Genomic DNA, 21160 nt, shown 5'->3' on the forward strand with positions numbered 1-21160 from the left:
CGTTACTTCTCCAGGGGGGGAAAGAAAATCTTGCTGCCAGGGATGAGATTGCGAAAGTGATCAATGCGATTGGCGCGGGCAACTTGCAAGTAGTATCCCGGATCGCCATAAATCTCATAACATAAGGTCGGTAGCGTATCGCCCGCTCTGATCAGACGCAAGTGAGTGAGGTCGGGGGATTGATCTTGAGCGATCGCCACTCGGGTTTGATCATCCGAATTATCGGTGAAGTTGGCTGTAATCACTGCCCGTAGCGGAATGCCATTGGGCTGAAACAGCTTATAGGCAATGGAAGCACCTTTCAGCACACAGCGCTTCACTTGCAACGTGCCCCACATCACCTTCAAATAGCTTGTGCGATGAATCTTGCCGTTATACCCCGTGACGATTTGAAATTCTTCAATCTTTTGTTGAACATCAATTACATGACCATTTGCACCTGTGCCATCTACAAAGAAGGTCAGCGACATATCCCCCGGTTTTGCCTTCTTAAAGTTCATTCGACTATTGGTTGTACCTGAGCCACTGGAGTCGTCATACTCAATCTCATACGACAGCGTAAGCTCACTAGGATTCACATAGGCAGAAAACTCTTTGATGAAAGACTGTTCTGAATAATCTGGTTTCTCATAGGCTCGAATCTTGAGTTTCTCCAGGGTGCCTTCACTTGCCATACGCTACCGTTCTCCCTTTTGCTTGAGAATTTCCAGCACCCGTTCCACACATTCCTGGATAATGGCTTGCTTATCGTCTGTGCTAGAGGGCATCGACCCTGCCCCTGCGGAAGGTTGATTTTTCACTTCGACAGAAATCACGACTTCATCGACAACAATGGGCATAGGTTCCTCAGGATTTAATCAGGGTGAAATATTGGTAAAACAGTTGTAGTGTTTCAATGACAACTGCGTTATTAGACGCATTGAGATCACTGACTGCCCATTTCGTCGGATATGCCTTGACTACATTCCAGGTAAGTAACGGTTCGTGTACTTCATTCAACAACTTGATACTCAGATCTTTGGGTTGAATCTTGTAATGATTCAAGCAATCCTGAATCCATTTAGTGATCTCTGAATTCAGCAACAGTCCCCGTTTCAACACCAGTTCCGGATATTTTGTGCGGGTCGGATATTTTTGGATAAAGCGGTTTTCACCGCCTTCCGCAATTTCTTCGGTGCCCATTTCTACCGACAAGCCGCTCACTTCTGTAAACCGGACATCGTCGGCATTGGTAGTGAAACCGGATATTTCCACCTTAAAGTGAAATCCAACCGGAGGATAGTAGTTTGCCATCACTCATTTTGCAACTCAAGACCTTCATGGGCAATTTCAATCGATTCAATGGCAACTTCATTGCCGGTTGCTTTCAGACCGGGTCCCTCTACTTTCACCGGAAACGCATTATGAATTTTCCAAACCATCACGGGTTGATGCTCTTCATTCAACAAGCTGATGACTAAATCCCGCCGCTCTACCGTATTGAGTTTCACCGTGTTGAGCCACTTGAAAAACTCATTGTCACTTTTCACAATCCCACGCTTCAGCGTGATGTTGTTGAACTTCCGTAGCCCCGGCATTTTGATCGAAGAATACTCTGGAAACGAACCATCTCGATATTCGATCGCCTGGTTTTCCTGGGTTAAACCAGAGACTTCAGTGAAACCAATTCGTTTACCACCCCACTCAACATTGAAGTGAAAAACGGGAAGAGGATATTGTGCCATAACGGGTCATTCCTGAATGGATAATTGTTTTGACAAAACCGCTGTATTGCTTCTTAATCAAGAGGTTTGCAACTTGTGCGAAAACTTCAGGATGATAAATTCTGCTGGGCGGACAACTGCCATACCAATTTCTACATTCATGCGTCCTTCCAAAATCTCCTGAGCCGTCATGGTCGTGCCCAAACCACAGCGGACAAAGAAAGCATCCTTCGGTGTAGCTCCTGTCAATGCGCCTTCACGCCATTTCTGCATCAAGTAATTTTCAATCATGCCACGCACTTTGACCCATGTATTAGCATCATTGGGTTCAAACACCGCCCAGTAGGTTGATTTTTTCACCGATTCTTCTACCATATTGAAGAATCGACGCACCGACACATATCGCCATTCATTATCATTACCCGCTAGCGTCCGTGCGCCCCAGACCAGAGTCCCCTTACCTGCAAATGCCCGTAACGCATTGATCGATTTGCCAGAGGTCGCATCCACATTAAGATCATCTTGTCTGGCATTATCCAACCGAATCACAGGTTCAATCACGTTAGCAAGACTCACGTTCGCTGGAGCTTTCCAAACCCCCCGGTTGGTATCGGTTGCCGCATATACCCCTGCCACAGCACCACTGGGTGGTAGAACCACAAAGTGTTCTTTCAATACCGTTTTGACGAAATTGTATATTGCTGTATCTGAAGTTTTGAAACTGTCCAATGTTGCAGGTGTTGTGGCAGCAGCAGTGAAGACAACGGTAGGCGCAGTAGTATAACCGGAACCCCCAGCAGTAATAGAGACGGCAGTGACAGCTCCACCAGCAATAGTTGCGGTAGCGGTGGCACCTGTACCTCCCCCTCCGGTAAAGGATACAGTTGGCGCAGTGGTATAGCCTGTGCCCCCAGTAGCGACATTGACAGTTGTAATTGCTCCATTCGAAATAGTGGCAGTAGCCGTGGCACCTGTGCCCCCACCTCCAGTAATGGATACCGTAGGTGCAGTGGTATAACCTGTACCTCCTGCGGAAACGGTCACGGCGGTGACGGCTCCACCAGCAATAGTTGCGGTAGCCGTGGCACCTGTGCCCCCACCTCCAGTAATGGATACCGTGGGTGCAGTGGTATAACCTGTACCTCCTGCGGAAACGGTCACTGTGGTAACGGCTCCGCTTGAAACCGTCGCCGTCGCCGTCGCACCATTCCCTCCGGGTGGAGTGACCATAGCATTAGTCTCGCTACCATTCACATGAAAATTCAGGGTAGTTTTAAGGAATGGATAGTAGGCTGCACCATACTTCAGATATCCATTACCGAAGTATTCCCGGTTGGTACTGAGTTGGTTGGTATCCAGACTAGTGTTGCCATCTCGAATATCAAAAATAGCAAAGCGATCGCGCAGTTTATCACATTGTAATAACACTGCCTGCACCAATGTTTGATACTCTCCGGTGCTCAAATTGACTGCTTCAGGAATCACAATTAACGTCGGCTCGTCTTCTAATGCCAACGCTCCTAGCCCATCCTGTAATCCATACTTAGTCGCCAGATTGTTGCCGTTGTCGCCTGCCAAGGCAATGGTGCCAGAGCTTTGATACGTGCCAACGGAAATGATGTAGCATTTGCCACCGCCATTGTCGAAAAACATCTTGACGCTGTAGTACATCAAGTACTTCACCGTTGGCTCTGTAACTGCACTCGCCACCAACTGATTTTGATCATTACGGGTAACGGTAATGGCGATTTGATCGTCTTCGGGAAAGCCGTAATATTGCTCGTACTCTTTTAAGGAGTAAATCTTAGTGGGTTTTAGAACTAAATCGTTATCTGCATTCTTTTTAGCAATTTCGGTGTACCCGATGAAAGCGGGAATTGCCGTTTCTACCTCGGCGACCGAGGGTGGAAAAACAGAAATTTCTTCGACGTAAACATCCGGAGTTCTGTAAGTTGCCATAGTTTAGGGGCTAGGGTTTTGTAAGTTGGACAATCAGATCAGATTGGGGTTTGTCAGCACCCGGTTGGGGTAAATGGGGAATCAATGGATCCCCATTTTTGTACAATTGAATTTTGCGACGCGCTTTCTCTTGACGAGCGATCGCCGTTTGAGATTTGAACAGTATTACTCTGGCATCTGAGTGGTTGCCTTGAAGCAATAGTGGGGAAAGATCCTCAGTTGTGAAATCGGCGGGTAACACTTTAGTAAAAGCAACTTGGGGACGGGCATCATCGGTAAACCCTGCATCCGCAATCGAGAGTTGATTGAAGTCGGTTTCGCTATATTTATTGGCGATTACATAATACTTTAGCGGTTGTTGTTTAGCTGTAAATGCAACCTGAAACGCAGGAGGTTGGGTATAAAACGAGGAATCAATTGTAATTTCAATGACACCAAATACACCCTGATATTGCAATTCTGCATCAACATAATATGCGATCGCTTCGGTTCCATTCGCATCGCTTTCTTCTAGCTGATAAATTCCGGCGGGTTGACCGTTAAGTTCATAGGAAATACTAGAACGATCTTGAGCAGCAGGGATAGTATCGGTTTGTAAAATCTGCCCCATCCTATCTTTTAATAGAACTGTTAAAGGGCGGATAACACTCTTAAACATGTGACTAAACCGTTGCCCAACCATCTGAATACTCGAAAGTGGAGATAGTTGAGGTGACGAAGTTATATTTTGATAGATAGGTGTGAATACACTAAAATCGAAATTTGTGAAATTACTAAAGTAAGGATTGAGAAGTTTCAGACCGATCCGAAGCGTTTTTCCGGTGATATCGACTAGCGGTGCATGAGTTGAGTCCGCTTCATATAAAAGGTGCAATGTTCCATTAGAGACTTTGGTAATTAGCTTCCCGTTGCGCAGTAAGCATTGAGTATCTACCGGAACAATAAATCCAAAATCCTGACACCTCTCACTATAGTAACCATGCGCTATCTCAATCGTAAATAGTGTAAAAAAATGCATCATTTTACACAGATGATAAACTACGAGATACTGTTTTGGACATGCAACAATTTCACTGAAAAGCTTTTCCAGCAAGAGCTTCAGCAACATGACTCAGACATTTTCAATACAACCGAAACTGAGTTAGTGTAGCAACACTCAATTTTTTACTATAGTTTTTCAACCCTAGAGAATACCTTGTCCCAGGAATTTCATCATGTATGAGTAGGGGATGAAAAAGCCTTAGCAACCGCCTGAAACAGATTTGATTGAACTGACTGATATTGCCAATATAAACAACTCAATTCTGATCAACCATGAATAATTGTTTCAATTGTTGTGAGCGGAGGTTGTACATCTGATTGAGTTTTATCCTGTACAGCGACCATCCTAACTTTATAAATGACAGACGGCAATTGCTTACCTCCAATAAAAGCCCAGACCTGGTTTAATTGTTCAAAATTTAGAGATTGTAACTCTATATTTAACTTCCCTATCCTGGGATCGAGTTCCGGACATTGAGTAGACACAAACGTAGAATGTGCCTGAAAAAATGTCAGGACATACGATATGAATTTCAAAGCTTGATCATAAAGCTTAAAATTCGCAGCAAATAAGATGTAAAGATTGAGTTTTAGTTCAGGCTCCAGGACAACATGCTGACCATTAGTGTGGATGTATTCAGGCATCTGAGCCTTAAAAATACGATCCTCTTCGATATTAATGATAGTTGCGGCAATTGTTTCTTCGGCAAATGCATATTTGCCCGACTCGTCTACGATTCTACTCATTTCAACTTTGATAGAATCTGACCCTGTTTGCATGTAAAAGTAGGTATTAATTTCATTCGTCAAAAATTTGAGTGCTAAATCTAACATAGGTGTTTGTAGCGATCCATTGAAGAGTCGAGCGAGCAGTAGCAATCTACTCTATATAGAGAGATAGTTCTACTGCCCTCGTTCACGGAGGGTAGTGATAGTCACGGATGATTTTTGTTACAAGAGCAACCGCCTATGCAACAAAACATTATTAAATTTTCAGGACTCTCTGCACCTTAAAAACTGATTTGATACAGGCATCAGACCGTGGTTTTATATGAGCCCAGATCACAATAAAGCCAACTTCTGACTCGTTTCTAAAACTATTACACTCTATTTCTCTAGAAACAGCCTCAAGTATTTACATTCCTTTAAACCTGACGATTTCATCTGGAGAGGTGAGGTACAGATTGTTTGCCAGACATACTATCCGCCAGCAGCAAGAGTGCCATCATGAGCACATATCAGCTATTTGTGAAATTGCGCAAACCTATCGTGTGACTCAGATTGTGATTGGAGAAAGTCAGCGATCGCGTTGGCAGATTTTAGTGCGCGGATCTCTGACTCAACAACGGCTAAAGTCACTGAAGCATATCGATATCCATATCATTGCCACGGAAATGCTGACTGACTTAGCACGCTAACAATCGCCGCAACTAAGTGATCGGGTTCTACAGGCTTAGCAACATGGTCTTGAAAACCCGCTGCCAGCGCTTGCCGATGGTCTTTCTCAGCCGCATAGGCAGTTAAGGCGATCGCAGGCACTTGACCATTCTGCTCTGACGGCAGCGATCGCACTTGCCGGAGCAACGTATAGCCATCCACTTCGGGCATCCCAATATCGCTGATCAGCACATTAGGCTGAAACGATGCCAGGGCAGCCATAAACTCAGCAGCCGTGGCGACCGTCATCACCTCCGCACCCGATTGAGTCAGCATCACCGATAGGAGTTCGCGACTATCAGGTTCGTCATCAATGGTCAGCACCCGAATACCCGTCAGCTCCAGTTTTCGTTGGGGTAAGGGGTGCGATGGATTGACCTCTAAAAGGCTGTTGTGTAAGGGCAACCGAACGATAAATGTCGATCCCTGTCCGACTCCAGGGCTGTCCACCTGAATGGTACCACCGTGAGCTTCCACCAGTTGATACACAATCGTCATTCCCAATCCCAGCCCACCGTGTTGACGCGTAACAGAAGCATCTTCCTGGCGAAATGATTCAAAAATGTGGGGCAGGAAATCTGGATGAATGCCTTTGCCTGTGTCAGAGATAGTAATTTGGGCGTTATTATCCACAGCCTCCAGGCACAGGTCGATGCGCCCACCGTTGGGCGTAAACTTAACCGCATTCGATAGCAAGTTCCAGATAATTTGCTGGAGGCGAACGGCATCTCCCGATATGTGCCCGACATCAGTCAGTAGCGGATGAATCTGAATCGATTTGGCGATCGCAGCAGTTCGTACCGTATCAATGGCAGCTTCAACAGCGCGTAAAACACTCACGGGTGCGACATTGAGCGTCAGCTTACCCCGCAATATCCGGGCGATATCGAGTAAATCATCAATCAATTGACTCTGCGCTTTAGCATTGCGCTCGATCGTAGCTAGCGCTTTCACTGTTTTCGCGTCATCCAGGCGGTTGCTTTGCAGTAATTTCGTCCACCCTAAAATAGGGTTGAGCGGCGATCGCAACTCATGCGATAAAACAGCCAGGAATTCGTCTTTGATGCGATTGACTCTTTCTGATTCTGCCAGAGCCGCTTGTTTCAATTGCAAAATCCGATCCAATTCGAGTTCAACATGTTTGCGATCGGTAATATCGATCGCCGCCAAAATCGCGTGATCGGGTCGCGGATAATCGCCAGACCGATCAAAAAACACTTGCTTGCGCACACTCAGCCAGCGCACGTCACCATTTTGCCAAACCACCCGATGATCCAGGGCAAACCAACCAGACCCCGTTGGGTCTACCACTTGTTCAATATGCTGAGCGACCCGCCCCGATTCTTCAGGGTGAACCATACCGTAAAAGCGATCGCGGGTCACGAGTAACTCATCCGCAGAAATTCCGTATAGTGCAGCCGCTTCTGGCGATAGCTTAACCGTATTGGAAGCGTAATCAAATCGCACTAGCCCCACACCTGCTACCTGAACCCCCAAATGCAACTGTTCCTCAGAGTCTCGTAAACGTTGTTCTGCCTGCTTCCGATCGGCAATTTCGCGTTGCAGCGTGACGTTGATCTGCATCAGTTCGTCCGTGCGTGCGTTTACCAGGCGTTGTAGTTGCGTTTGGTAGACCTTTAGTTTTTCCTCAACCCGCAATCGTTCTGTCACCTGAGCCTGCAAGTCGAGGTTAGCTTGTTCCAGTTGGGCAGGACTTGTCAGCGCCAGCACTTGCGGTACTAACGGCACCAACTGAAGCGCTGTGGTAACTGAAATCAGAGCGGTGATGGCTTTAACGGAGCCTGACACCCAATAGGTGGGATACCACAATGTCCAGATCTCTAGCAAATGGGTGGTTCCACATGCCACGATAAAGGTGCCAAACAACAGGAAAATCCATTGGAAGGGAAGATCCTGGCGCTTGCGCACCAGATAAAATAGGGTGATGGGAATGGAATAGTAAGATAGAGCAATGAGCGCATCAGACAGGACATGTAAACTGACCAGGTTCGTTTGCCACAGATAGCAGTGTCCGTGCGGAATGAAGGAGATAGCTGGCAAAATTGAGTTCCAAAGGGTTGTCATACGGTTAGGATGTGGACGATTACCGCTAATTCTTTTTGTCAGAACGGTGGCATAGGATCGTGGATTTAATAAAACTGAAGATTTATTTTTGTCAGCGCGGCTCCGCCGCGCTGACAAAAATAAACGTCCGAGTTTTAATTCATTTGTGATCCATAGCCCTCGCTCTTATAAAACACGACATGAGTCTCACGACGCAGAGGGGTGTGGAGACTCCGTTTTCTGATCTACAGCAGACACAAATCTCAAAGCTGGACTCAAATCATAGGGTTGATCCCCTTGGAGTTGGCTACACGTTAAGTCGAAGAGAGGAGTAGCGAGATAATGATACTGGGTTGCGTAGACATTACTCATACAACCCACCACCATGCCTTTTTTAAACCGATTCAGGAGCATTGCTATGAACTGCCGATTAAGTCAATGATCGTAGCAACTAATTGATCAGGTTCAAGCGGTTTTGTTACATGCCGTTGATAACCGCAGCGAATGGCGCGTTGTTGGTCATCGTCTTTGGCATAAGCCGTCAATGCGATCGCCAGCAAGTCTCCACCCTCTTCAGGGGGTAAAGCTCGCACCTGTTGAATCAGAGAATAGCCATCGACTTCGGGCATGCCAATATCACTGATTAAGATATCTGGTTGAAAAGTCGTCAAGTTGGCTAGAACTTGAGCCGCAGAGTCAACGATTAACACCTCGGCTCCATATTGGGTCAGCAACACACTGAGGAGTTCCCGAGCATCGGCATCATCATCCACCGCCAGAACTCGAATGCCAACGAGATCGAGATCAAGGGGCAACACGTCTTCCGACTGTTGCATCTCCGCTTCAACCGCGAGCAGAGGTAACCGCACGACAAACGTCGCACCCATCCCTTCGCCCGCACTGCTTGCCGTGATCGTTCCCCCATGGGCTTCGACCAACTGCCGCACGATCGCCAGCCCCAACCCCAACCCGCCATACTTGCGCGTAATGGAGGCATCTTCCTGACGAAATGATTCAAACAAATGGGGAAGAAACTCCGGATTGATCCCCTTGCCGGTATCGCTAATGGTGATTTGTGCCTGATGGGGCAGGGGCGATGAGAGATGGGGCTTGGAGTCTGACAGATGGGAGTGAGGATAGGAAGATTGCCCCAGACTTGAAGCGGAATCATCTGTAACGGTTTCTAAGCGCACGTCTACCTTGCCACCGATGGGCGTAAATTTAATCGCATTGGATAGTAAATTCCAAACAACTTGTTGAAGACGAGCAGCATCTCCATACACTTGCCCAATATCCAGTAAAACCGGACGCAAAGTGATAGATTTAGCGATCGCTGCGGTTTTGACAGTATCAATCGCCGCTTCAATCACAAACGAGAGATTAACTGATGTAATATCCAGACTGAGTTTACCGCGCAAAATTTTGGCAACATCCAGCAGATCATCAATCAGTTGAGTTTGTAATTTTGCATTTCGCTCAATCGTCGTCAGAGCTTCAGCCGTTTTAGCCGCATCTAATTTTCGCGTTTGCAACAGCTTTACCCAGCCCAAAATCGGGTTGAGGGGCGATCGCAATTCGTGGGACAGCACTGCCAGAAATTCATCTTTGATGCGGTTAGCACGTTCGGCGTCGGCTCTAGCTGACTGTTCGCGCTGCAACAGTTGCTCTCGCTGGGCTTCAATCCGCTTGCGATCGCTAATGTCACTAAACAGCACAGCGACTTTACGACTCTCGGGTGGTCCAATGCGAAAGGCATACACGTCATACCATCGTTGTAATGCTTCAGCCCGATTCTGAAAGCGATTGGGTTCACCCGTCAGGGCAATCTTGCCGTAGATTTCATACCAATAGGATTCATGATTGGGAACCAATTCGCTCACCGTTTTGCCCTGAGGTGCCGATAAGCCCGTTTGATGATCGAAGGCTGGATTGGTTTCTAAAAAGCGGTAGTCAATGGCTGTATTAGTTTCATCAAACAGAACTTCAATTACACAAAAGCCTTCATCAATTGATTCAAATAGAGTGCGATAGCGTTCTTCTGATTGGTCTAACGCCGCCTCAGCTTGTTGGCGTTCGGCTTCCAGTCTTGCCCGTTCGCTCATATCAATTGCCGCGCAGGTAATGCCGATCACCCTGTGGTCACTATCTCGGATCGGGTCAATGGTCAGATCGTAGTACGTCACTTGATCGTCTTTTGTCACCTTGACTTCTTCTCGTATCCCTTCGCCGGTATCGATGACCTGACGTTTGAGTCGGGTCAGGTGCGCCGCCGTTTCTGGAGAAATGATATCTTCGTCGCGTTGACCAATCACTTCTGATACTGAATAATTTTGAGTGGGATTATGAACCCAGGTGTAGCGCAGATCCAGGTCTTGATTGAACAGGGTGATCGGGGCGCTCTTGAGGGCAATGTTAAGTCGTTCGGTAGCTTGTTGCAGGGCAACTTCCGTTCGCCGCAGATCGGTAATGTCTGTATTGGTGCCAAACCATCGTCGCACCTTGCCCTGATCGTCTCGAACCGGAACCGCCCGCGACAGAAACCAGCGATACTGCCCATCTTGCCCCCGTAACGGAAACGTATCTTCCCAGGTTTCGCCTGTCTCAATGCAATGGCGATATTTGTTGACCACTCGTTCGATATGGTCGGGATGATGGACTTGTTGCCAGCCCCAGCCCTGCATCTGTTCTAGGGTTGTGCCTGTATAGTCAAACCAGCGCTGGTTATACCAAAGCAGTAAGCCATTTTCGTCTGCCATCCAGGCAAACTGAGAAATGTTATCGGCTAAGGTGCGGAACCGGGCTTCACTCTCGCGTAGCTCTTGTTCGACTTGTTTGCGATCGCTAATATCAATCACCGAACCAATGTAGCCTTGAAACTCATTCGCTTCATTAAACCAGGGGCTGGCAGCATCGATCGCCCAGTGATAGTCGCCATTTTGATCCCGCAGGCGATATTCCAGGCGAAAGGGTTCATGACGCTGATTCGCCTCTAAGAAAAGCTCTTTAGATGATTCATAGTCATCGGGATGGACGGCATCTAACCAACCCAACCCCAACCCTGTTTCTGGAGTTTGCCCGGTGAAGCTATACCAACTTTTACTCAGGTAGGTACAATATCCCGTGACATCCGTAACCCAAATCATCACAGGGGCGTGGTCTGCCATGTTGCGGAAGCGTTCTTCACTTTGACGCAGGGCTACTTCTATTTGCATGCGATCGGTAATCTCTTCGCACACCGTGCTAATGCCAATCACCTGATCTCCATGCTTGAGGGGGATAAAGTGTTCTAACCAGGTACGTTTAACCCCCGGTTTAGCAGGGGTTTCACCATGAATTTCAACATTTAATAAGGGGGTACCAGTCTCCAAAATTGGTCGGAGCAATTGTTCGCTAGCCTCTGCCAGATCGGGGAGCAAGTCTTGCACCCGACGCCCAATGTGTGCCTCTACGGGCAACCCATTAATATCGGCGAGTTGTTGATTGATCCGCACAAAGCGCAGATCGGTATCCAATACATTTAAGCCAATTGGGGCAGATTGATAGATCGCTTCAATTTCTGCCAGTTGCTGTTGCAGTTGTGCCTGACTGTCTCGCAGTAACGTTTCGGTCTGTTTGCGATCGTGAATGTCGCGGTAATAAATCCCCAATCCGTCAGGCGACGGATAGGCATGAACTTCATACCAGCGTTGTCTGGCTTCGTAGAAATAATCGAAATGGACGGGGGTTTGATGAGCGATCGCCCAGCGATAATTTTCTTCACAGATGCTGCCCTTCGCATCTGCCCAGACATCCCAATGGGACTTACCCACCAATTCTTCGGGAGATGATTGATTCAGCTGAGCAGTATTCTGATTGACATAGGTAATGCACCAGTTTCGATCAAGAGCCACATAGGCATCTGTCATGCTCTCCAAAATGCGAGAGACTTTCTGGTTGGTGGCTCGCAATTCCTGTTCGGTCTGTTTGTGGTCAGCAATCTCACTCAACAAGCTGGTTTCTAACTGTTTCTGGTTATCAATATCGGTAATGGTGCCAATCCATTGGGTAATCTCTCCCCGGCTGTTGCGGGTGGGTAATGCCCGACAGATAAACCAGTGGTAGACACCATCCCAGCGACGGATGCGATATTCAATCTCAAACGATTCTCCCTGGACAATCGCCTGCCTCCATTTAGTCAGGGTGCGATCGCGTTCATCGGGGTGAACCGTACTTGCCCCCGCCAGCCCCATCGATTCGGCAGCACTCAAGCCCGTGTAGTCGTACCAGCGTTGATTCCAATACTCAACGGCTCCATTAGCATTTGCTAACCAGACCATTTGAGGCATGGCTTCTGCCAGCTCTCGATATCGCTGCTGACTGGTTTTTAGTGCCGTTGCAGTCTGCCGGAGTTTCAGCTCCAGACGTTTGCGATCCGTCGTATCCCGCCAGGAGGCAACAAACCCATCTTGCAAACGGGTTGCCCGAATATCAAACGCCCGCACTAACCGCTGATCGCCATAGATATCGTCGTAGACCAGAGATTCTTTGATCAACGGTTCTCCCGTTTCCACAAGCCGACAATAGTCGTCAAATAAACCCGACTGCCGATGAGCAGGGAGTATTTCACACAAGCCTCGACCGATTTGCATGTCTTTGGACATGCGGTTGTTTTCGCAGGCTGCCTCATTGAGATACTCAATGCGAAAGTCTACGATTTGCCCGGATGGATCGCGCATGGCAGAGAAAATGCCAAAACAATCTAACATCGTCTCAATCGATGTTTGCAATTGCCTGTGATTGAGTAATGGGTCGGTCTGCAATTCTGCCCCACCGATGCGATTTGCACTGCCCCTGGACACTGCATTGCCGATGGCAAGGCTAAGGTCAGCAGCCGTCATGCGATCGCGAATTAAATAATCGGTTGCTCCGTTTCGAAACGCCTGGACTGCCATCTCAGCCGCATTATCGCCCACCACCACGATGGGCGGACACTGGTTGCCTGCGGCAGCTCGCAGAGATTGAAGCCGATGACCATTGTCGGCATTGATGCTACTATTTTGGCAGGAATCAAACTCTAACAGGATGACATCAATGGGCTGCGATCGGGGCTGCGATCGCCATAGTGCCAAGCCTTCCGGATCGCCTTGCGCTGTTAACACCTGATAGACAAACGCCGTGTCTTGCCCTAACCCTTGTCTTAATAATAAATGGTTGACGTTGTCTCCATGCTTGTGAGCATTATCAATGACAAGGATCGTGCGATCAGGGTTTGACATAGACGATTGACTACCGTTCCTTCTAGAATTTTATCTCCTTTGCCATCGTCCGTTAAATCTCTCTAAAGACAGAAGACAGTTTATGAAATGAGGAGTGATTCCAAACATGTCATGATTTTTTTTAGTCCGAGCAATGGTAATGCCCCAAAAAATCGGTGTTGCTGGTTTTGGCATAGATTTGCTGGTGAAACCAAAGGTTTCATCGGCAAATTCATCCCACGACTAAATCATGCCAAAACATCATTACATGAATACTACAACCCCCTGAGGGATTGCTTAATTGTCAGAGATACAAGCACAGGACACAGGGGCAAGTCACGTTTATTCCTCATCCTAATTTATTTTCTCTTGCAAAACCCCTCTCCTGGGAGAGAGGGATCTTAAAAATTTGCTGCTTCTGACAGATTTGGTCAGGCTCGGCTAAAACTAGATTATTTTTTGAAAGCCCTGCTCCGGCTTTCAAAAATAATCCATACTCGAATGTCACTGAAATAAGCAAAAACTAGCCCCCCAACCCCCAAATCTGGGGGAGCCGGATCGGAAGTCTCCCAGATTTGGAGGTTGGGGGGCGATTCGGATAGTTAAGTCAGTGCCATTCATCCATACTCTACTCAATTGAAAATCACCACACGACCGAAATTGGAAAATAGATGGAGGGTTTCACAGGATGGATGAGAGTTGTGTGATAACAATTAAGCAAGATGGCTTGTTTGCCTGACGTATAGCAGTTGTAGGGTTCATTAGAACAGGATGCAGAGGTAGAACCCCTGTTCGGGGGCACAGTCCCCGCGCTCCTGTCCTCATTAGCCTTGCGGCTACTCTATCTGCCTGACTTACAGCTATTTTCAATTGCTTAAGCCACAGATTTTTTGTTGTGTGCCGCGCTCCGCGCGGCACACAACAAAAAATCTAAACATATTCAAGCGCGAAGCGCTGTATTTGCCTTGAATTTGTCTTAATTATTAGACCCGTTACGTTCAGCCTAATCTATGCTCTCACCTCGATCGCCACAACCCTCTGATACCAATCCCGATGATGCCAATCTTCCCACAGCCCAGCCATCTGAACCGATAGATACCCCATCAAGCGATCGCTTTCCCGTCGTTGGCATTGGGGCATCAGCCGGTGGGTTAGAAGCCTTTAGCCAATTGCTCAGCCATTTACCCATCGATACGGGCATGGCATTTGTGTTGATACAACACTTAGATCCCCATCAGCCCAGTCTGCTGAGCGAAATTTTGGCACGGACAACCGCCATGCCCGTTCATGAAGTGCAAGATGGCATGGCGATCGCTCCAAACCATGTTTATGTGATTCCGCCCAACGCGACCATGACCCTGAACCAGGGAAAACTTTGTCTTACCGTGCGCCAGAAAATCCAGGTCATACGGGCAGTGGATACGTTTTTCAATTCTCTGGCAGAAGAACGGGGCGATAAAGCGATCGCGGTGGTGCTGTCAGGTGGCGCTGATGATGGCACCTTGGGGTTAGAGGCAGTCAAAGCGGCTGGAGGCATCACCTTTGCCCAATCCGATAGCTCAGCCCAGGTCAATAGTATGCCCAATATGGCGATCGCCACCGGGCAAGTAGACTTTATCTTGACGCCCGAAGAGATTGCCGCTGAACTGACAAACATCAGCCGTCATCCCTACGTCACCACCGTAGCGCCAAGCATCCCCAGTGACGATGAATCCTCATTGCAAACTGATGCTCTTGCAACCATTTTTAACTTGCTTCAAACTAACTTTGGGGTCGATTTCACGAACTACAAGCGCACCACCCTGCATCGCCGAATCTTCCGGCGGATGGCACTTCATCACCTGCAACAATTAACCGATTATGTTCGCTATCTAAACGACAATCGCGAAGAAATCCAGGCGTTGTATCAGGAAATTTTGATTCATGTCACCAGCTTTTTCCGCGATCCGACCGCCTTTGAGGTCTTGAAACGCGAAGTCTTTCCGGTAATCCTGCGCGATCGCCCACCTGATTTACCTATCCGCATTTGGGTAGCCGGGTGTTCGACCGGAGAAGAAGCCTATTCCATCGCCATCTGTTTGCTTGAATTTCTTGCCAATCAACCCTATCAACCCCAGGTTCAGATCTTTGCCACCGATGTCAGCGAACTGGTGATCAATCAAGCTCGCATGGGCATTTATTTACCCAGCCAGGTCGCCCATATCTCTGCCGATCGCCTGCAACGCTTTTTTGTCAGCCTGGATGGCAACTACCAGATCAGTAAAGTCGTCCGCGAACGGTGTGTCTTTGCTCGGCAAAACTTGATTAGCGATCCACCCTTTTCTCGCATGGATCTGATCAGTTGTCGCAATGTTTTAATTTACTTTGGGACATCGCTACAAAAAAAAGTGCTGCCGATGTTTCATTATGGGCTGAAGCCAACCGGATTTTTGATGCTGGGTTCATCTGAAACCGTAGGAGAGTTTTCCAATCTCTTTCATTTGCTCGATCGCAAGCATAAAATCTATGCCAAACAACCCGTCTCCCCATTGCTGCCGATGGAATTGGAGCGCAGCAACTATTCCACCCCATCCCCCCTGTTGCCCCTGTTAAGTGAAACGCAGTTTAGCCAGGTGAACTTGTCTGATGTCGCCGATCAGATTGTGTTGAGCCAATATGCACCCAGTGGAGTGGTGGTCAATGCCCAACTGGATATTGTGCAATTTCGGGGGCACACGGGGCTATATCTAGAGCCATCGCCGGGACAAGCCAGCTTGAATGTGCTGATTATGGTTAGAGAAGAACTGCGGCTGGAACTGCGCACGGCGATTCATCAGGTTAAACAAGACGGCAAAGCCGTGTCTAGAGACGGAATTAAACTAAAAGACGGGGAGCGTAGCTGGCACGTCCGGCTGGATGTCATTCTCATGAAACCGAATGCCAATAGTGACGACGACTATTTTTTGATTTTGTTTAGCGATATGTCTATCCGACCGGCGATCGCCCGTGACGCTAAACTGCCAGCACCAACATCATCAACTCGCAAGAAAAAGAGCCAGGAACAAGCAGAAATTTTGAGGTTAGAGCGAGAACTCGAAACCACCAAAGCCTATCTGCGATCGATCATTGAAGACCAACAAGCCACCAATCAAGATTTGAGAGCGGCTAACGAAGAAATTCTGTCGAGCAACGAAGAATTGCAAAGCACTAACGAAGAATTGCAAACGGCAAAGGAAGAAATCCAGGCGACCAATGAAGAACTCAGCACCATCAACGACGAACTCTATCGCCGCAATGTTGAAACCATGCAAGTCAGCAACGACTTTCAAAATTTGCTGAGCAGTATCAACATTCCAATTTTGATGCTGGAATCGGATTTAAAAATTCGCCGCTTTACCCCCACTGCGGCATCATTGTTTAACTTGATTCCAACTGATATCGGTCGCCCCCTCAGCGATATCAAACACAATCTCAATATTACGGATCTGGAAGCACAAATTTTAGAGGTGATCAATACCCTTCATCTCAAAACCCAGGAAGTCCAAGACCAGGGTGGGCACTGGTATGACCTGCGAATTCGCCCCTATCGCACGATTGATAACCGCATTGATGGGGCAATGGTGATCGTGGTAGAAATTGATGCGATCAAGCGCAGTAGCGACCAACTACGGATCACCCAGGAATATGCCGAGGCAATCGTGCAGACGGTGAGCGAATCACTGGTCGTTTTGAATGCCAACCTGCAAATTGTTATGGCAAATCAACGCTTTTATGACACATTTCAGATCTCACTCGGCGAATCCGAGCAATGCCATATCTCCGATCTGGGCAAGTTTCAAATCTCATCGAGTAATACGGGGCAATGCCAGATTTTTGACCTGGGTAATGGTCAATGGAATATTCCGCAATTGCGATCGCTATTAGAAAATCGATTACCCTACACCAGCCAGATCGACGACGTACAAATTTCCCATTACTTTGAACAGTTAGGTCAAAAAGACCTGCGACTGAATGTTCGCAAGTTATCATTAAACAGTGGAGATCACTTGATTTTATTGGCGATCGAGGATGTTAGCAATTTCACAAACAACGAGGGGTCAGGTCGCCCCAGCTCACCGGAATAGGAGATTTAACCCCAACGCCAAAAAACATCTTGAAGTATTGCTGGTTTTGGGGATGAATTTGACGGGTTCTAACTCAGTTTGTGTTGCCCTAGCATAGGGGGTGAAAGGAATAATGAAATCTTCTCTTCAGAGTGCAGCCCCCCACCCCACGATCGTGGCGTCCTGGTTGCACTATACTCTTGATCTGGCAGTCAATATCCGATTGTACTGATGCAGGGAGGATATCACCTATGGACATGACCAAAAAAATCGAGGCGGTTTATCAACGGGCATTAGTACTGCATCAACGGGCAATGGAAGAGCCGGTGAAACAAACTCTTCTCGAAGCTGCCTTGAGAGAACTGACGTTAGTTTTAGAAGAATTACAAACCTCAGAACACGAACTCTGTTTACAAAATCAGACCTTAATCTCAACCCAGCAGCAAGTTGAAGCCGAAAAACGACGGTATTACGAACTATTCAATCTAGCTCCTGATGGCTATTTGATCACCAATAGCACAGGGATCATTCAAGAAGCAAATGTGGCGATCGCCAACTTGCTGGGTGTGTCTCAGTCTTATTTAGTCAGCAAACCGTTTTCAGTATTTCTTGCAGAGGCTGACCGCCCTCAGTTTTACACCCTTCTAGAGCGATTCAATCAATCTTACCTAGCCACCGCTACTAGCCATCCAGCTTGGCACATTCAGATCTATCCCCGCCACACATCCCCCTTAGACGTATCCGTTACATTTTCAATCACCTATGATGGCAATGGCAATGTGCTTCAGTTTCTCTGGTTGCTGCGCGATATTACGCTACAAAAACAGATGACCGCACTGCTAGAGCAACTCAATAACGATCTAGAGAGGCAGGTGCAAGAGCGCACCCTGGCATTAGCCGAGGCAAAACAACAAGCAGAGCTTGCCAACCGGGCAAAAAGCGAGTTTTTAGCCAATGTTAGCCACGAATTACGCACTCCCCTGAATGCAGTTCTAGGAATGTCGGAAATCTTACAGGAAGAAATTTTTGGAGACCTGAATTCACGTCAAAAAGAGGCGGTCGAAGCCATTGCACGCAATGGCAATCATTTGCTGAACTTGATTAACGACATTCTCGATCTGTCAAAAATTGAAGCTGGCACCATTGAACTGAATCTGGCTCCAGTCGATGTGGCACGGCTGTGTAAAACCAGCTTTTCCCTGGTCAAATCTCAAGCCGATAGTAAGCACATTCAACTGCAAGCTGATATAGCCCCCGATGTAGGCACCCTGATAGCAGATGAACGACGAGTATTACAGATTCTCCTCAATTTACTCAATAATGCCGTCAAATTTACGCCAAATGCGGGTCAAGTCATCTTGCAGGTCAGCCTGCAAACCTGGGAAGAGTATACTTCAGAGATCCAGACTCACCCATCCCATGATCCAAGTTATCTGACCCTGCCTGCGGATGATGCGACTCAAGCTGCACAAACACCATCCAACCCACCCGGCTGGATGGTATTTGCCGTCAAGGATACAGGCATCGGCATAACCCCAGAACATCTCGAAACGATCTTTCAACCCTTTCTGCAAATTGACAACCAACTCAATCGTCGATATGCCGGCACGGGCCTGGGTTTAGCACTTGTCAAGCATCTCACAGAGCTACATGGTGGCATGGTGTCTATTCATAGTGTCGCAGAGCAAGGCAGTTGTTTTACCATTCGCCTGCCCCGCCAACCGATCGCTCGTAATATCACGACTTAAGGATCGTGGATTAAATACGATCGACTATTGCATCTTTTAAAGGGGCGAACGACCGTTCGCCCGTACAACAAATTATCGAAGTTATTTAATTCCCATTCCTAAGATCGTGGATTGCACGGTGAAACAACACGTCGCCTTGAGTGGAGGCGCGATCGCCGTTGCCAATCAGTAAGGATAGATCACCGTTACGCTTCAGATCCCCGGAAGATAGCTAATCTTAAAATCTCTTTTTAGTTATATACTTAAAAAGTCGCATTCAGAGATCACAAAGCCAGCTGCTCTCATCTTGAGAATTGCAGATTGCCATCAGAACCTATCGAGAAAGTTGTGGTTTTGGCAATGCAGATCAACGGAGCGATCGCCGATTGTCATTGTTGTATTTTTATCGTGGACTATCAGGAAGTCTTCTATGAAAATTGCTGTTTCAAGTAACAACCAAACCGATTTAACAGGTCATGCCGGACACTGCTTGCAATTCTGGATTTATCAATTAGATGATTCAACCCATGAAAGCAAACAGCTTCTGCAATTGTCGAACGATCAAAGTTTTCATGCCACTCCCGTCACCGCTCCCCATCCCCTGGATGATGTGCAAGTGTTGATTAGCGGCAGTATGGGCAGTGGCTTAGCCCGTCGGTTAGAAGCAAAAGGCATTAAAGCTATCGTCACCCCTGAGACCGATCCCGATGCCGCTGTAGCAGCCTATCTCGTAGGTTCCCTCGTCACAGGCACACCCGAAGAGCATGGGCATACCCATGATCACGCGGCGGGTCATGAACCGGACGGTGAGTGTGGGTGTAATGGTTGATTTTGATGTCCTGATTGTGGGCGGTGGCATGGTGGGTATGGCCCTGGCAACCGCCCTCAGACAAACGTCGCTGCGAGTGGGCATCGTTGAATTCTCAGACTTTCAACAACGATTGGCGCAAGAGGGTAGAGCCAGTGCGATCGCGCTGGGTTCAACACAGATTCTCAATCACATTGGCGTTTGGGATACCATGCAAACCCTGGGGGTGTCACCCATTCACCGGGTAGTTGTCTCCGATCAGGGGTTTCCCCACACCACAACCTTGCATCGAGAGCATCTGGGGGTTGCCGCACTGGGGTATGTGGTAGAAAATCGAGTCACTGAAACGGCATTAGCCCAGGCGATTACCACAATTCCACAGGTGCAATGGTTTCGTCCGGCTCAGGTGGTGGCGATCGCATCTTACCCCAGCCATCTCCAGGTAACGGTAGACCATCAGGGTGAGATCCGACAGGTTTCTACTCGTCTAGTCGTGGGTGCCGATGGGCGACAATCTTACGTGCGCCAGTGGGCAAATATTCCCCTGGTTGATTGGGAATACCCGCAAGCATTGATTGTCTGCACCATACAAACAGAACATTCCCACCAGCAAACGGGATACGAGCGCTTCCATCACAGCGGTCCCTTTGCTATCCTGCCGATGATTGCCCCCCAGGAATCGCCCACTGCCCATCGCAGTTGTGTCGTCTGGACGGCTCCATTACAAGAACGCGATCGCTTGATGGCACTGGATGATGCACGTTTTATTGAAACCATGGCTCCCCGCATCAGCCCCGATTTAGGGCAGGTTCTATCGGTTTCTTCACGGGCATGTTATCTTCCCCGTCGCCAACATAGCAAATCCTATCAATCCCATCGTTTGGCACTGGTCGGTGATGCTGCCCATGCCACTCATCCGGTGGGTGGACAAGGGCTGAATATGGGATTGCGAGATGTAGCTGTTTTAGCAGCGTTGCTGATCCAGGCAAACACTCGGGGCGCAGATCCGGGACAGACCGATCTACTGCGACACTATCAGTCGCAACGTCAAACCGATAATGCAACTGTTTTATTGGGGACGGACCTCGCCAATCGCTTGTTCTCA

The 21160-nt window shown here is 47.9% G+C and carries 14 protein-coding genes and 1 pseudogene; 6 read left to right on the forward strand and 9 right to left on the reverse strand.

Features of this window, described 5'->3' with window-relative positions; genetic code table 11:
- Positions 1-2: 2 nt before the first annotated feature.
- The 7 genes from ACR6Z4_RS01455 to ACR6Z4_RS01485 all read right to left on the reverse strand — a co-directional run bounded on the left by ACR6Z4_RS01455 (position 3) and on the right by ACR6Z4_RS01485 (position 5537).
- Entirely contained in the window at positions 3-674 is a 672-nt protein-coding gene (locus ACR6Z4_RS01455; RefSeq protein WP_479715420.1) for a CIS tube protein, read from the reverse strand.
- Positions 675-677: 3 nt separating this feature from the next.
- Positions 678-839: a DUF5908 family protein gene (locus ACR6Z4_RS01460; RefSeq protein WP_479715421.1), complete on the reverse strand. Its 162-nt coding sequence runs from the start codon at positions 837-839 to the stop codon at positions 678-680.
- A 7-nt stretch (positions 840-846) separates the two neighbouring features.
- Positions 847-1293: a phage tail protein gene (locus ACR6Z4_RS01465; RefSeq protein ID WP_479715422.1), complete on the reverse strand. Its 447-nt coding sequence runs from the start codon at positions 1291-1293 to the stop codon at positions 847-849.
- Entirely contained in the window at positions 1293-1724 is a 432-nt protein-coding gene (locus ACR6Z4_RS01470; RefSeq protein ID WP_479715423.1) for a phage tail protein, read from the reverse strand. The genes ACR6Z4_RS01465 and ACR6Z4_RS01470 overlap by 1 nt, the downstream gene beginning before the upstream one ends.
- Before the next feature lie 57 nt (positions 1725-1781).
- A complete protein-coding gene (locus tag ACR6Z4_RS01475) occupies positions 1782-3662 on the reverse strand; it encodes a phage tail sheath family protein (RefSeq protein WP_479715424.1) in 1881 nt (626 codons plus the stop codon).
- Between the two features lie 10 nt (positions 3663-3672).
- Entirely contained in the window at positions 3673-4683 is a 1011-nt protein-coding gene (locus tag ACR6Z4_RS01480) for a hypothetical protein (protein WP_479715425.1), read from the reverse strand.
- A 287-nt stretch (positions 4684-4970) separates the two neighbouring features.
- On the reverse strand, positions 4971-5537 hold the full coding sequence (locus ACR6Z4_RS01485; RefSeq protein WP_479715426.1) for a Pvc16 family protein: 567 nt from the start codon (positions 5535-5537) through the stop codon (positions 4971-4973).
- A 407-nt stretch (positions 5538-5944) separates the two neighbouring features.
- Between ACR6Z4_RS01485 and ACR6Z4_RS01490 the strand changes: the two are divergent.
- Positions 5945-6121, forward strand: a pseudogene (locus ACR6Z4_RS01490) (adenine nucleotide alpha hydrolase family protein); the annotation flags it as partial.
- Here ACR6Z4_RS01490 and ACR6Z4_RS01495 read toward each other — a convergent pair.
- Both ACR6Z4_RS01495 and ACR6Z4_RS01500 read right to left on the reverse strand, forming a co-directional pair.
- Positions 6084-8225 (reverse strand): hybrid sensor histidine kinase/response regulator, encoded by a 2142-nt coding sequence (locus ACR6Z4_RS01495; RefSeq protein ID WP_479715427.1) that lies wholly within the window; start codon positions 8223-8225, stop codon positions 6084-6086. The pseudogene ACR6Z4_RS01490 and the gene ACR6Z4_RS01495 sit on opposite strands and share 38 nt — an antisense overlap.
- 395 nt (positions 8226-8620) lie before the next feature.
- Positions 8621-13459, reverse strand: coding sequence for a PAS domain S-box protein (locus ACR6Z4_RS01500; protein ID WP_479715428.1), 4839 nt, complete (start codon positions 13457-13459; stop codon positions 8621-8623).
- A gap of 989 nt (positions 13460-14448) precedes the next feature.
- Between ACR6Z4_RS01500 and ACR6Z4_RS01505 the strand changes: the two genes are divergently transcribed.
- From ACR6Z4_RS01505 to ACR6Z4_RS01525, 5 genes are all read left to right on the forward strand, one after another.
- Complete coding sequence (locus tag ACR6Z4_RS01505) at positions 14449-17541, forward strand: chemotaxis protein CheB (RefSeq protein WP_479715429.1); 3093 nt, start codon at positions 14449-14451, stop codon at positions 17539-17541.
- A 230-nt stretch (positions 17542-17771) separates the two neighbouring features.
- Complete coding sequence (locus tag ACR6Z4_RS01510) at positions 17772-19268, forward strand: PAS domain-containing sensor histidine kinase (RefSeq protein ID WP_479715430.1); 1497 nt, start codon at positions 17772-17774, stop codon at positions 19266-19268.
- A 300-nt stretch (positions 19269-19568) separates the two neighbouring features.
- Entirely contained in the window at positions 19569-19700 is a 132-nt protein-coding gene (locus ACR6Z4_RS01515) for a hypothetical protein (protein ID WP_479715431.1), read from the forward strand.
- Entirely contained in the window at positions 19678-20076 is a 399-nt protein-coding gene (locus tag ACR6Z4_RS01520) for a NifB/NifX family molybdenum-iron cluster-binding protein (RefSeq protein ID WP_479715432.1), read from the forward strand. Before ACR6Z4_RS01515 ends, ACR6Z4_RS01520 begins: the two co-directional genes overlap by 23 nt.
- Positions 20024-21160, forward strand: a 1137-nt coding sequence (locus ACR6Z4_RS01525) for an FAD-dependent monooxygenase (RefSeq protein ID WP_479715433.1), incomplete at its 3' end; no start/stop codon positions are given. The genes ACR6Z4_RS01520 and ACR6Z4_RS01525, both read left to right, overlap by 53 nt.

The sequence above is a fragment of the Calyptranema fuscum S582 genome (genome assembly GCF_055793305.1).